Source organism: Deltaproteobacteria bacterium (genome assembly GCA_016210005.1).
GTDB lineage: Bacteria > Desulfobacterota > Binatia > HRBIN30 > JACQVA1 > JACQVA1.
Genome location: JACQVA010000099.1, coordinates 1 through 13,310, shown reverse-complemented (window position 1 = coordinate 13,310; position 13,310 = coordinate 1). Strand labels below are relative to the sequence as shown.

The following is a 13,310-nucleotide window of genomic DNA, read 5'->3' as shown; positions in this document are numbered from 1 at the left end:
GGCCAACGGCGTGGCGTCGAGCTTCAGCGTCTCGCCGGGAATGTCGTTCCACTCCGCCGCCAGCGGGTCGAGCAACCGATCGCGGGTGGCAGTCACTTTCTTACATTGCATGTTCGGCTCCTCCTTAGGCTATGACTGCTCAGCTAATATTGCTTTACGAGGCGTGCGCGCGCACTTCGCTGCCTCGCTCCGTCGCCACACCGATGAGCTGAGCGACGGCGGCCTTGACGAAGCGGCGCTGGCGCGCCACCGCCGCCGGGCTGCGCGGATCCGCCTGCAGTAGGAATTCGAGCAGCGCCGCATCGGCGAAGTAACCGAAGATGAGGTGGTAAATCCCGATGGCCACGTGCGGCAGATCGCTGACTTGCCACGGACCGGCAATTCCCTCCAGCACGCTGAGACCTTCCGAGTACAGCGGTAGCAGCAACTCCGTCATGGCGTTGTGCAGGTAGCGGCTGTCGTCGATGCCGGCACGCTGGATCAGGCGTGGCAAGTGCGGGTGCTCGGCCAGATAGTCGAGCAAACGATCCGTGACCGTCTCGAAAGCGCCCAGGCGGTTGCGGCCGCTGTCGGCGGCCGCCCGCGCCCCGGCCCGACCACTCTCGATCACCAGGGCTATGATCGGGTTCAAGCCGCGCGCGAGTACGGCTTCGTACAGCGCCCGCTTGTCTCGGAAGTGGTGATAAAGGCTGGCTTGGTTCTTCAGGCCCGCCGCCGCCGCGATCTCGCGCATGGTCACCGCGGCAAAGCCGTGCTCGGCAAAGAGCCGCTCCGCAGCACCGAAAATCAAATCGCGCGTAGAGCTAGTCTCTGGGTTCGCGCTCAAGCGGCGGCCGGATCGCATGGCCCAAGCATTCCAAACAAGCGTTTGTGCCGACATGACAAAAGGCAGTCGGCAAGCTGACGGCGGTGGCGTACCCTCAGATGCGCTCGAGCACCGCCCCGGTGCCGAGCGAGCCGCCGCAGCACATGGTGATCAATGCGGTGCTCTTGTTCGATCGCTCCAACTCGTGCAGGGCCGTGGTAATCAGGCGGCTGCCGGTCGAACCCACCGGGTGGCCGAGGGCAATGGCTCCGCCGTTGACGTTGACTTTGTCCATGTCGGGCTTGAGCACCTGCGCCCACGACAGCACGACCGCCGCGAAAGCTTCGTTGATCTCGACCAGGTCGATGTCCTTCAGCGTCATGCCCGCCTTCTTGAGCACCACGGGAGTGGCGTTGACGGGGCCATCGAGCAGGTAATACGGGTCGGAACCGACCAGTGCGTGTGCGCGCAGCCGCGCCCGCGGCTTGAGGCCGAGGCTCTTGGCCTTGGCGGCCGACATCCACAACACGGCCGCCGCGCCGTCGGAAATCTGCGAGGTGTTGCCGGCGGTATGGATGCCGTTTTCGACACCCCCGGCCACCTTCAGGCTCGCCAGCGTTGCCATGTTGGTTTCCCGCGGACCTTGATCCTTCTTCACGATCATACGCTCGCCGGTCGGCGTGCGCTCATCGCCCTCGACCACCGGCGCATCGACCGGAATCACCTCGCGATCGAAGCGGCCTTCGGCCCAAGCGCGCAGCGCCTTCTGCTGCGAAGCGAGTCCGAGTTGGTCGACCTCCTCGCGCGTGATCCCGCGGTTGAGCGCGATACGATGGGCGGCATCGAACTGGGTGAACGGCCCGTCCCACGGCCACTCGGGCGGCTGGAAGTAGCCGGGGCCGTTGATCACGGCGGAACCGAGCGGCACGCGGCTCATCGCCTCGACCCCACACGCAATGCCGATGTCGATCGCGCCGGTGGCCACCATCGACGAGACCATGTGGTTGGCTTGCTGTGCCGAGCCGCATTGGCAGTCCACGGTTGTCGCCGCCACGTGATACGGCAGCCCCTTGCTGAGCCAGGCGTTGCGCGTGACGTTGCACGACTGCTCGCCGGCTTGCGTGACGCAGCCGCCGACGACCTGCTCGACCGCGCCGGGCTCGATGCCGGCGCGCTTGATCAGTTCGACCAGCGCCACCCCGAGCAGCTCGGCCGCGTGCATGCCGGCGAGCCAGCCGTTGCGTTTGCCAATGGGCGTGCGGACCGCCTCGACGATTACTGCATCAGCCATGTTCGTTCCTCCAGTTTGTCGACGGCGCACGACGGCGCCCGCCTACGCCTTGCCGAGAATCATCGCACTGGTCGGCACCCCAACGCCAGAGGTCACCAGCACGTGCTCGACCTGCTTCTTCGGCTGGTTGACCGAAGTGCCGCGGATCAGCCGCACGCCTTCGTTCACGCCGTTCACCCCGTGGATGTACGCTTCGCTCAACTGGCCGCCGTGAGTGTTGCTGGGGAGCCGGCCGGCGATGTCGAGGTTGCCGTCCTTGACGAAGTCCTTGGCCTCGCCGACTTTGCAGAAGCCGAACGACTCCAGCTGCCACAGCACGATTGGGCTGAAGGCGTCGTAAATGACCGCCGCGTCGATGTCCTTCGCGCCGAGTCCGGACTGCGCGTACACCTGCTCGGCGACCAGATCCATCTCGGGCAGGGCGGCAATGTCGGGCCGGTAGAAGCTGGTCATCACCTCCTGATCCGGGCCGGCGCCCTGCGACACGCCGCGGATGATGGCCGGCGGCTGCTTCAAGTCTCGCGCCCGCTCGGGGGTGGTGATCACCACGGCACAGCCGCCGTCGGTTTCCTGGCAGCAGTCGAACAGGTGTAGCGGCTCGACGATCCAGCGCGACGCCTGGTGCTCCGCCAACGTCAGCGGCTTGCCGTAGAAGAACGCTGCCGGGTTGTTGACGGCGTAAGTGCGCGTCGACACCGCCACCCGGCCGAGGTCCTCGCTGCTCAGGCCGTACTGATGATTGTAACGCTGAGTGAACATCGCTACCCAACTGGCAGGCGTGAACAGGCCGTAGGGCATGTACCAGCCCCAGTGGATCAGGTCCGAGGTGGCAACCCCGCCGGCGACGCCTTCGCTATAGCGCTGGCCCGAGCGCCCGTTGAGCGCGCGGTAGCAGACCACCACGTCGCAAATGCCGGTGGCGATTGCCATCGCCGCCTGGTGCATCAGCGAGGTAGCCGCGCCGCCGCCGTGGGGCACGCGGCTGAACAGCTTGAGGTTGCCGATGCCGACGCTGCGCGCGACTTCGATCTCGTCGCTGAAGTCGAGCGAGAAAGTGGTCATGCCGTCGACCTCGCTGGGCTTGAGCCCGCAGTCGTCGAGGGCGGCCTTGACGCATTCGGCTGCCAGCCGCAGGTCCGAGCGGCCGGAGTTCTTCGAGAAGTCGGTAGCGCCGATGCCGACGATGGCGGCTTGATCCTTGATCGTGCGCATGGCTTACGCCTCCGGCAGCATCACGCGGACCGTGCCGGTGACGTGGTTTCCGTAACTGTTCTTGCCCACGACCTCCACCTCGACCACCTTCTCTGCGTCGTGCTTGGCGGTGACGCTGCCGCTCATCTTCATCGTGTCGCCGGCGAAATTCGGGGCGCCGAGCTTGATGCCGACCTTTTTCAAGATCGCTTCCGGTCCGGCCCAATCGGTGATGAAGCGGCCGACGAAGCCGTTGGTGCTGAGGATGTTCATGAAGATTTCCGGCACGCCGCGCTTGCGCGCCATGTGGTAGTCGTGGTGGACGTCCTGGTAATCGCGCGAAGCGATCGCCGTCGCGACGATAACCGTCGGGGTCAGTTCGACGCTCAGCTCCGGCAGCTTGTCGCCCACCTTCACCTGGTTGAAGCGTAAAGTTGTCAGTCGAGGTGCTGTCATAGGTACTCCGTGCTCAGGCCGCCTGCGCCATCGCGGCGCCCAGGCGCAGCAGCTGCGCCGTGGCGCCGCCGAGCGTGAGCTCGATCGCCTTCGCCCACAGCAGGTAACGGTGGATGGGATAATCGATGTCGACGCCGATGCCGCCATGGAGATGCTGCGCGGCGTAGACGACGCGGTGGCCCGCCTCTGCCGCCCAGAACTTGGCGATCGCCAATTCCTCCGCGGCGGGGAGCCCCGCCGCCAAGCGCCAGGCCGCTTGCCACATCGTCAGTCTGATAGCCTCGGCGTCGATGTACATGTCAGCCGCCCGGTGGGCGACGGCCTGAAACGAGCCGATCGGCCGGCCGAACTGCTCGCGCGTCTTGGTGTAGTCGGCGGTCATCTGCACCGCACGCTCGGTCACGCCCGCCTGTAGCGCGCACAACCCGAGCAGCGCGCGCGCGACCGTCCAGTCGGCGATCGCGGCGCCGCCGGTCGGATCGCCCAGCACATCACCACCGGTGACGAGCGCGCCTGAGAGGGTCATGCGGCATTGCGGCTCGTGATTGGTGGCCTGCTGCCGGGTCAGCTCGACGCCCGCAGCCCGCGGGTCGACCAGAAACATGCCGGCGGTGCGCTCGCCGGTCCGGGCCGGCACGAGGAGGCGCTCGGCCAAGTGGGCCGCCGGCACGCAAGTCTTGATGCCGTCGAGCCGCCAGTTAGCACCGTCGCGCTTCGCCGTCACCAGCGGCCGTGCCGGCTCTTCGTTATCGACCTCGATCAACGCCGCGGTCAGCAGGCTGGTGCCGTTGGCCACGCCCGGCAGGTAGCGCTGCCGCTGCTCGGCGGTGCCGAACTCGGCAATCGGCAGCGCACCCAATACCAGCGCCGGCAGCGCAGGAATCGCCGCGACCACGCGGCCCACTTCGGCGAGCAGGACGCAAAGCTCGATCAGGCCGAGACCGCTGCCGCCGGCATCTTCCGGCAACGAGACACCAAGGAGATTGGCCTTCGCCAGCTCACCCCAGACAGCGCGATCGAACCAATCCGGCTGCGCCTCGACTTGCTTGAGGCGGTCGTGAGTGACGTGATCTTCCAGGATCTTGCGCGCGAGATCACGCAAGGCGTTCTGGTCTTCAGTGAACGAAAAATCCATGGGCTGCCTCAGGCTGCCGGCCGGAATTGCGGCAGGGTCAGCTCTTCATCGACCGCCACGAAGTCGACCTGCACCGGCATGCCGATGGTGACGGCTTTGGGATCGATGCCGATCAGGTTCGCCACCAGGCGCGTGCCCTCTGCCAAGTCTACGACCGCCACTACGTGAGGGTAGTCGAACGGTGGGAACGGTGGGTGATGAATCACCACAAAGCTGTACACCGTGCCGCGGCCGCTGGCCTTGACGGCGTCCCACGCCAGCGACTGGCACGACGGGCACATCGGCCGCGGCGGATGGCGTAGCGCGCCGCAGCCGGTGCAGCGCTGGATGAGCAGCTCCTTACGCTTGACGCCGTCCCAGAAGAAGGCGTTGTCCGGGCAGATGACCGGCCGTGGCCGGCGGGGTTTGGCCGGCGCGCCGCCTTCGGCTGCGGGCGCCGCGGCGGCTTGGGCCGGGCGGAACAATAGAATCCGGAACTGCATCTTTCCGACAACCTCGCCCTGCTGATCGCGGAACGTGGTCGGAATCGAGACGAAGTGGCCGGCACCGAGCGCGGTTTGCTTCTCTTCGGACACCTCCTCGATGATCGTGGTTGCCGTGAGCAGGTCGCCGGGGCGCACGTAGCGCACATATTCCTGCTCGCAGTTGGTAGCGACCACCGAGGTGAAGCTCGCTTCGGCAAGGATGCCGAGCAGTTGATTCAGCGTGTCGGGTTCCTTCGGCGGCGGCATCAGGCCGCGCATGGTCCACGCCTGCATCATCGTCGGCGGCGCGACGATACCCTTGTGGATCGAGCGTGCGGCAAACTCGGGGTCAGTGTACACCGGGTTGGTGTCGCCGACGGCGTCGCACCAGTGGCGGATCATCGGCTGATTCACCGGATCACGCGCCGTAAACGCCGGGCCGGCCTCACGGCCGACGTAGGTACGCAGCCGCTGCAGCAAGGCCGCCTTGTCGGTTGAGGGCTTCGCGGTTTCAGTCTCACTCACGGTGTGTCCTCGCTTTGTCGTCGCTCATCGGGTCGCACTCGGCATGCCGAGGCCCAACATGGCAATCAGGTCGCGCTGGATCTCGTTGGTGCCGCCGCCGAAGGTCAGGATGGTCGCCGCGCGCGACAAGTACTCGATGCGGCCGCGCAGCACTGCGTCGGCCGAGTCACCTCTCAGCGTGGCGCGTTGTCCGATCACTTCGCTCAAGCGCCGGTAGGCCTCGATAAAGAACTCGGTGGCAAAGACCTTCACGGCCGAGGAATCGGCCGGATTCACCGCCCGCTGCGTCAGCGCCCAGGCCACCTTCCAGTTCATCAGGCGCAGGAACTCCAGCTTGGCGCGCACCCGGGCGAGGTTCACCTGCACCCACTCTTGGTCGATGACGCGGCGGCCGTCGGGCAGCTTCGTGGCCTGGGTCCAGCGGCGTACGTCATTGAGCAGCCGTTCCAGCGGGCCGGGCGTCGTCAGCGCGATGCGCTCGAAGTTGAGCTGATTGGTGATCAGGCGCCAGCCCAGGTTCTCAGCACCGACTAAACTGGAGGCCGGCACACGCACGTCCTCGTAGTAGGTCGCGTTGGTCTTCAAGCCGCTCACCGTCCAGATTGGCGTTATCTTCACCCCGGGCGCGGAAGCCGGCACCAGGAAGATCGAAATGCCCTTGTGCTTGGGCGCGTTGGGGTCGGTGCGCGCCGCCAGCCAGATGTAATCGGCGTAATCGGCCAGGCTGGTGAACACCTTGTTGCCGTTGATGACGTAGTCGTCGCCGTCGCGCACCGCGCGCGTGCGCAGCGCCGCCAGGTCGGTGCCGGCGCTCGGCTCGGAGTAGCCGATCGCAAAGTACACTTCACCGCGCAGGATGGCAGGGAGGAATTGCTGCTTCTGCGCGTCAGTGCCGAACTTCATGATGGTCGGGCCGACGGTGTTGAGGGTGAGGAACGGAATCGGAATACCCGCGCGCTCGCCTTCGTCGAAGAAAATGAACTGCTCGATCGGCGACCGGCCCTGGCCGCCGTACTCCTTGGGCCAACCGATGCCGAGCCAGCCATCGGCGCCCATCTTCTTGATCGCCTGCTTGTAGAGCGGTCCACCACCCTCGCTGCCGTGAAGTTCGGTTTGTAGCTCGGGGGTGAGAATGCTGGTGAAGTACTGCCGCAACTCGGCCTGCAACGCCCGTTGCTGAGGGGCTAAGTCAACGTACACATTGCCCTCCCTTGATCCGAATCATAACCCGTAGTTGCAATATCCAAACGAACGTTTGTTTGCCGATGACCCACACTGGCAAGAAACATGATTCGGGTCAATGCTGGCATTGAGGCGAAGCCGTGGTGCGGCGGCGCCCGTGGCTACCGGCCCACAGCCCTTCGGAACCGAGCGACGGCTCCAGTATGGCGCTACTCGAAGGTCCGGATCTCGGCCCCGCGGTAATAGAAGGCAAGAATGTCCTTGGCGCTGAAACCCTTGTCGGCCATGTTCTTGGCGCCCCATTGCGACAAGCCGACGCCGTGGCCGAAGCCGCCGCCGGCAAAGACGAAGTGATCGCCTTCGCGCCGCACGTTGAGCAGGATGTCGGGCAGGTTCAAAGCCCGGCCGAGGGTCGGGCGGGTGCGCATCTCGTGGGCGCCGCGATCGTCCACGATCGCGACTCGAACGATACGCCCGGACGGGCAGGTCAGGACCGGCCGGATGTCACGGATCTCCCCCAGCGGCTCGCGCAGCACTTCGGCAAGGGCGCGGCGGACCTCGGCGGCGCTATGCCGGCGCGTCCACCGCCCCAGTTGCTCTTCCGGGCTGTAGGGGTCCGGCGTCGCAACCAGATACGGCAACGGCTGATTGAAAATGATCTTGGGATCACCGGTATGCCAGCCGGCGTTGGCGGTGAACATGGCGTAGATCGGCCGCCCCCCGTGAGCCAGCGCCTGGGCGCGGGTATCGTCAACGGCGCGCCTACTGGCCTTGGTTTCGCCCTCGACTCCGCCGTAGACCTGGGAGCCCTCGTCGTCCACCATGTCGTAGTCGCGCTCCCGGCGGTGCTGCGCCTGATAGAGGGCGTAGCTGCGCGAGGCGATGGCCTGTGCCTTCAACGCCTCCGCCGGCCACGACGCCCCCGATTCCTTGGTGACGACGCCGTACAAGTACTCCTCGATCCCCGCGTGGTTGACGAGCAGCAGCACGTTGCCGGCGCAGCGCACGCTCAGGCGGCCGTGGTAGTGGCGGGTGGTGCGGCCGGCGCGAACGGCGAGCGGCTTGCTGGGGTCTGAACCACTGATGGTGACTTCCTGCACACCGGCCCGGCCGCCGACGCTCACGAGCCCGCTGCGCACCGAGAGATCGACGACCCGGCCGGCCGGACTACCGGCGGTCGGCGGCGTCAGCACCAGCCCGCCGTCCGAGTCGATCCGCACGTTGCTGTGCCCTTTCAATACACGCACCCGCACCTCGGTGATCGACGGCGGCGCCACTGCCGGCGGCGGCGTTACCGCCACCTTGGTGCGGCTTTGCTGCAACAAGAACTCGGCGCTGGCGCGCGATTGGCCTTGCGGATAGCGCTTGAGGTAGCGCTCGAAGTACTGGGCGGCACGTTGGTACTGGCCGCGGTCGAACAGCACCATGGCAGCGCGAAACAGGGCCGCCTCGGCATCACTGCTACTCGGATATTGCGCCACCAGCTCATCGTAAAGGCGAATGGCGTCTTCCGGAGCATCGAGGAAGAGCGATAGCACGGCGGCCTTCTGCAGCCAGGCCTCGGTGCGAACTTCGACCGCACTGGCCATCTCGATCGCGGTGTCAAAAGCCTCCATCGCCTCGAGGTACTGCCCGATATCGACCAAGTACTTCCCGTGACTCAAGTTCCAGCGGGCCACGAAGGTCGAGCTGAAGCTCTGCGCACCGGCGCGCGCCGCGCCCGCTACCAGCATCGCCGCCAACAATGCCAGCCGCAGGACAAGCACAACCGGCAATGGGCCGCCGGCAACCCCACCGGCGCGGCCCCGGCCGGCTTTTCGCCCCTGCGCCGCGCTTCGCGCTCGGTGCGTGGCCAGCGCTGGCGCACCGGCCCAACCTGCGGCGCCGGGCTCCTCTGGCTGCGGGTCTGGGCGCGCCACTTCTCCCTCAAGGCGCCTGATAGCGGGCGCTGACCGATGACGGGGTAAAATCAGTGACGCGGAATCCTGGCTTGTGATCCAGGCTGGCCGCCAGATACAGCGGGCGCTCGGGGTACTCGACGAGGTATTCGCCCAGGCGCACACCCTCGACGCCACCCACCCAGGCAATCGCCTGCAAGGTTTCGCGCACCGCCTGGTCGCTGCCGAGCGAGGTCACCCCCTCTACCGCCACCCGCACGCGGCCACTGCCGCGCACGTTGCGGCGGATCTCGTCGGTAATCTTCACGCTCGCCGACTTTGCCAGTTCCTCCATCGCTCGCTGCGTGGCCTGGGTAACACTGGAGCCGCCGCCTTTGTCGGTCTCGTGGCCGCTGGCCAGAATCTTTCGCAGCCCGGCGTCGTCACCGCCGACGACGCGGTAGGTAACGTGCGCGGTTACGATCTCGAAGGCCAAACGGCCGAAGCCGCTGTCGTCGCCGCGCTTGCCGGTGTGGACGAACTCCACCGTGCCCACCAGCAGCACGTTGGTCAGGAAGCGATAGAGCACCGAGCGCATGCTGGCGTAGTCGTCGCGCTGTATCGCTGCCTCCAGCTCCTTGTGGCTAATGCCCGCCTTGCGGTCGGCGAGATCGACCACCTCGTAACCGTCGCGCGTCAGCCGGCTGATGATGGCTTCGGCCAGCGCATGGCTGTCGCGCAGGCTGGCGTCGGGAAAGCGCGTCGGGAGGAACACGGCGATGGCGCGGTTGCGGGCGATGGCGGAAAGGGCCGAGCGCGCCGGGGCGGGCTCGACCGTGGCGCGCAAGCGCACGTTGTAGAGCTCACCGCTGCGCGCCTCGGAGAGCAGCTGCGACTGCGTAATCACGCCGTTGGCGCGCTTGATCACCGCGTCGTCGAGCAGAACGAAGTTGTTGACGAAGCTCGACGACTTGATTTCGACCCCCACTACTTTCTCGACCGCCTGCCAGCGGGCCCGAGCGATGGCTTCGAGGCGGGCCGAGGGCACGTCGTCTTGTACGATCGCCGCCTCACCGGTGGCTTCCACCGTGGTTCCGGCCCACGCCGCCGCTGCCAGCGCCAGCAGCGCAGCCGCGGTCGGGATGCAGCGGGCGAGCAGCACGGGTCACCTACAGGACGAAGACGACCTTGGCGGATTCCAGGAAGTTGCTCTTGCCGTTGTTGGTGAAGATGGCGGCGGCATCGGACTCGGAGACCTGCGCGTCGGTCGAGCGCACCACCCCCGTGGCCACCACTACGATCGGGTTCTTGGCCCCATGATTGGCCAGGATCGCTTTGGCCTTGCCGAGATCGCTGGTGTAATCGCCGCAACCCCTTTTGGCCAGGACCTCGGGGGCGATCTTGCTGGGCTCGAATAGCACCGAGCCGTTGCTCGCCACGATGCGATTGATCAGCGCCGGGCGGAAATTCTTACCGGTCGCGTCGATGATCAACCCGTCGGCCACCTCGACCGCAGCCGGCGGCGCGGGTGCTGCCGGAACCGGCGGCGCGTAGACCGGGGCCGCCGGCACCTCGACCGCTCGTTGCTCGACGATCTTGGGAAGCAGGTTTCCGGTCACTCCGTTCGGGCCGTCGAGATTGAGCCGCAGGTAGACCGTGGCGATCTCAGCGCGCTCGTCGTAACCTTCGTAAACCGTCTCGGCCCCCTTCACCATGCCATCCACCGCCGTGCGAATCTGATCACTACGGGCGGCGGCATCTTGGACGCTGGTGTCGCCGGCAACGCGTACGCCGGCCAGCGTTTCCGCTAATTCGCGCAGCGCCACCACCTTGGCGGCGCGTTGTGCCAGCAGCCGCTTTTGCCCGCCCCCCAACGGCCGATCCGACGGCGCCGCACCTTCACCCTTCACCACCATCATGCGTTCGGTGAACACCTGCGCCACTTCCCGTACCTCCTTGGGAACAGGCGGACCTTCGGAAACCGCGCGCACGGCCACCGCCGACAGAGCCAGCGCGAGAATCGACAGCAATCGCGTCTTCATCGTGTACCCCCTTCTTCACCCGTCACTTGCGGGTTATCTTCTGGCCGAGCGCGCGCAACGCCAGCAGCGCATCGGCGCCCTCAACCTCGTCGTCGGGCCGAAAAGCCCCGCGCAGGTCACCTTCCAACAAACCGCGGGAGACCGCGGTCGCGCAGGCGTTGTACCAGGCTGCGGTCGGTTGCACATCGCTGAACAGGGGCTGCTCTTGGCCGACAAACGCCCGGGCGATGCTCTGGTCGCCGGTGATGCGAATGAGAAGATCTTCGAGCACGATCGCCAGCTCCTTGCGCCGCACCGCCGCCTCGGGTTGAAACAGGTAAGCCTGGGCTGCGGCGTCGTAAACCAATTCGATCCCGCGCACCTCCCACCCCAGCACGGTGACGATCTGGTCCCGATAGGGATGCTCGCGCACGTCGGCCGGCGCAGCGCGCCGAGTGCCACGCGCTGTACCAACGCGTTCGTCGAGGATCTTGCCCAGCTCCAGCTCCTCGACCAGCACCGCGGCCAACTGCGCTCGGCTGAGCGAGGGCTGCGCGGCGATCTTGCGGCCGAGGCCGTGCGGCGTGATGCCGCCGGTGGCGCGCACGATCTTATCCGTGCGCCGCCACGCCGCTTCCGCTTGTCCGTTCCAGCGCCCGACCCCGTGCCGTGCGAACACTTCGGCATACAAGGCGCGAGCTTTCTCGTACTCACCGGCGGCTGCCAGGGCCTCGGCCATGAAGTAGGGGAGCGCCTCGCGCTCGCGGTAGTAGAGCAGGCTCGGCTCCTCCGGGGAAAGCGCGCGCGTGGCCTCGTAGGCCTCGCTGGCACTTGCCAGCCACTGCGAGTCTTGCAGCACTGTGAGCGTGCGGATTGCGGTAACGCCGTGCAGGAACCGTTCGGTTGCATTGCGCACGCGGGCTTCACCGGCGGCCAGCTCGGCGCGGGCACGCTGCTGATAGGCAGCGCGCTGGCTCGGGTCGCCGGCTGCTCGAGCGCGCAGGGCCAGCGCCAGCGCCCGGGCTGACACAGCGGCGTGAAAATCCGGCTGGCAGTGTAGCAGGCGATCGAGACTGCGCTCGACCGCGTCCAACTCCGAACGTTCCAAACTGTCCATCGCGTCGAGGTACAATCGCGCCGAATCGTCAGCCGGGGCGACACAATCGGAGACGTGAGGCCGGCAGCCACTGAGCGCGATCAAGGCAAGTGCAGTCAGGGCGTGGAGCCGCCACCGGCCGGTGGCGACGCTCTGGCGGCTAGCGCTGGTCATGGCTCTTGACTCCTGTCACCAGGCGATCGAGCTTTTCCATTAGGGCAGCGTTGCGCTGGCGCGATTCGATGTTGTTGATCGCGTAATTGAGCAGGGTCAATACAATGATGACCACCGGCATCATCCAACGCCGCCGCTTTTGACCCTCGCCGCCGTTCGCCTGGGCCTTACTGGCGGCCTGAATGATCGATGGGCCCAGCGCCGCCACCACCGCCAGCAGGGAGAGCAGGTTGTTAGGGATGAGTGCCGCTAGCTGTCCGGGGAGCGTGTGCAGGCGGCGGCGGTCAGCCGCCAGCATTTCAGCCGCCTTAGTGGCCAAGAATTTGGCGCTCTCTTGGTGCTCACTGCCGGGATAGTGCTGCGCCAGCGTGGTCAAGTGCGACACCGCCTGGGTGTAATCGCCGGCGTCGATCTCGAGCCGCGCCAGGTGGAAGATCGCATCGTCCGCCTGCGGATGGGTGGGAAACCGCAGCAGGAATTCCTCGTACACCCGGCGTGCTTGCCCCGGCTGTTCCAGTAAGTGGCCGAAGAGCGAGCCTGCCTCGAGCAGGATATCGGGCAGGACGGGCGAATCGGCGCACTGGCCGATGAGCCAGAGATAGGCTTGATAGGAGCGCTCAGCGCCGCCGTTCTTGGTCAGCTCACGCGCCTGGCCCAGGCCGTCTTCGCACGAGCCGCGTATACCCTCCGGCGCGGACGCGGCCGGCAGCGACGACGTTCCTTCGCCGAGTAGGCGCAGCGCGAACAGTCCGCACAGGCCTACCAAGCCGACGGTGAGTACGGTGTATGTTAATCGGCGAATCATCTTACCCGCCTACCTGCGCCGCATCAGCCCGAACCCGTTTCAACGCATGCACGGGTCGTGGCAGGGCATCTGCGCCCACAGCCTACCAGCGTGTCTCTCACCTGCGGCCAATCCCCAGACTGGCCGCAAATAACCTAGAGCTGCGTGTAGCGTCAAGCGGAACGGAGTTGCTCCCAGGGTAAGGGTGTGCGACAAATCTGTGGGTAACGTGCAGCCGACCGGGCAAATCCTCACCAGTCTGACAGTACTGTGTACTGTCAGGCCGAGGGGAGGCCCATGGCCGAAAGG

12 protein-coding genes are annotated in these 13,310 nt (G+C 66.4%); all 12 read right to left on the bottom strand.

The genetic code is table 11. The annotated features are described in order from the left end of the window. Positions 1–154: 154 nt before the first annotated feature. Positions 155–844, bottom strand: a complete 690-nt coding sequence (locus tag HY699_09920; GenBank protein MBI4516115.1) for a TetR/AcrR family transcriptional regulator — start codon at positions 842–844, stop codon at positions 155–157. A 76-nt stretch (positions 845–920) separates the two neighbouring features. Further along, positions 921–2,096, bottom strand: coding sequence for a steroid 3-ketoacyl-CoA thiolase (locus tag HY699_09915; GenBank protein ID MBI4516114.1), 1,176 nt, complete (start codon positions 2,094–2,096; stop codon positions 921–923). Positions 2,097–2,138: 42 nt separating this feature from the next. Continuing rightward, positions 2,139–3,308, bottom strand: a complete 1,170-nt coding sequence (locus tag HY699_09910; GenBank protein ID MBI4516113.1) for a lipid-transfer protein — start codon at positions 3,306–3,308, stop codon at positions 2,139–2,141. 3 nt (positions 3,309–3,311) lie between these two features. Next, positions 3,312–3,743: a MaoC family dehydratase gene (locus HY699_09905; protein MBI4516112.1), complete on the bottom strand. Its 432-nt coding sequence runs from the start codon at positions 3,741–3,743 to the stop codon at positions 3,312–3,314. Between the two features lie 13 nt (positions 3,744–3,756). Then, positions 3,757–4,878 (bottom strand): acyl-CoA/acyl-ACP dehydrogenase, encoded by a 1,122-nt coding sequence (locus HY699_09900; protein ID MBI4516111.1) that lies wholly within the window; start codon positions 4,876–4,878, stop codon positions 3,757–3,759. Between the two features lie 8 nt (positions 4,879–4,886). After that, on the bottom strand, positions 4,887–5,867 hold the full coding sequence (locus HY699_09895; protein ID MBI4516110.1) for a MaoC family dehydratase N-terminal domain-containing protein: 981 nt from the start codon (positions 5,865–5,867) through the stop codon (positions 4,887–4,889). 24 nt (positions 5,868–5,891) lie between these two features. Continuing rightward, positions 5,892–7,067 (bottom strand): acyl-CoA dehydrogenase family protein, encoded by a 1,176-nt coding sequence (locus tag HY699_09890; GenBank protein MBI4516109.1) that lies wholly within the window; start codon positions 7,065–7,067, stop codon positions 5,892–5,894. A 191-nt stretch (positions 7,068–7,258) separates the two neighbouring features. Continuing rightward, complete coding sequence (locus HY699_09885; protein MBI4516108.1) at positions 7,259–8,824, bottom strand: SpoIID/LytB domain-containing protein; 1,566 nt, start codon at positions 8,822–8,824, stop codon at positions 7,259–7,261. Between the two features lie 151 nt (positions 8,825–8,975). Next, entirely contained in the window at positions 8,976–10,088 is a 1,113-nt protein-coding gene (locus HY699_09880) for a flagellar assembly protein T N-terminal domain-containing protein (protein MBI4516107.1), read from the bottom strand. 7 nt (positions 10,089–10,095) lie between these two features. Next, complete coding sequence (locus HY699_09875; GenBank protein MBI4516106.1) at positions 10,096–10,968, bottom strand: hypothetical protein; 873 nt, start codon at positions 10,966–10,968, stop codon at positions 10,096–10,098. A 22-nt stretch (positions 10,969–10,990) separates the two neighbouring features. Beyond that, the gene (locus HY699_09870; protein ID MBI4516105.1) at positions 10,991–12,217 is read right to left on the bottom strand and encodes an S-layer homology domain-containing protein; all 1,227 of its coding nucleotides are present in this window, start codon (positions 12,215–12,217) and stop codon (positions 10,991–10,993) included. Beyond that, entirely contained in the window at positions 12,204–13,022 is an 819-nt protein-coding gene (locus tag HY699_09865) for a tetratricopeptide repeat protein (GenBank protein MBI4516104.1), read from the bottom strand. The genes HY699_09870 and HY699_09865 overlap by 14 nt, the downstream gene beginning before the upstream one ends. Positions 13,023–13,310: the final 288 nt, after the last annotated feature.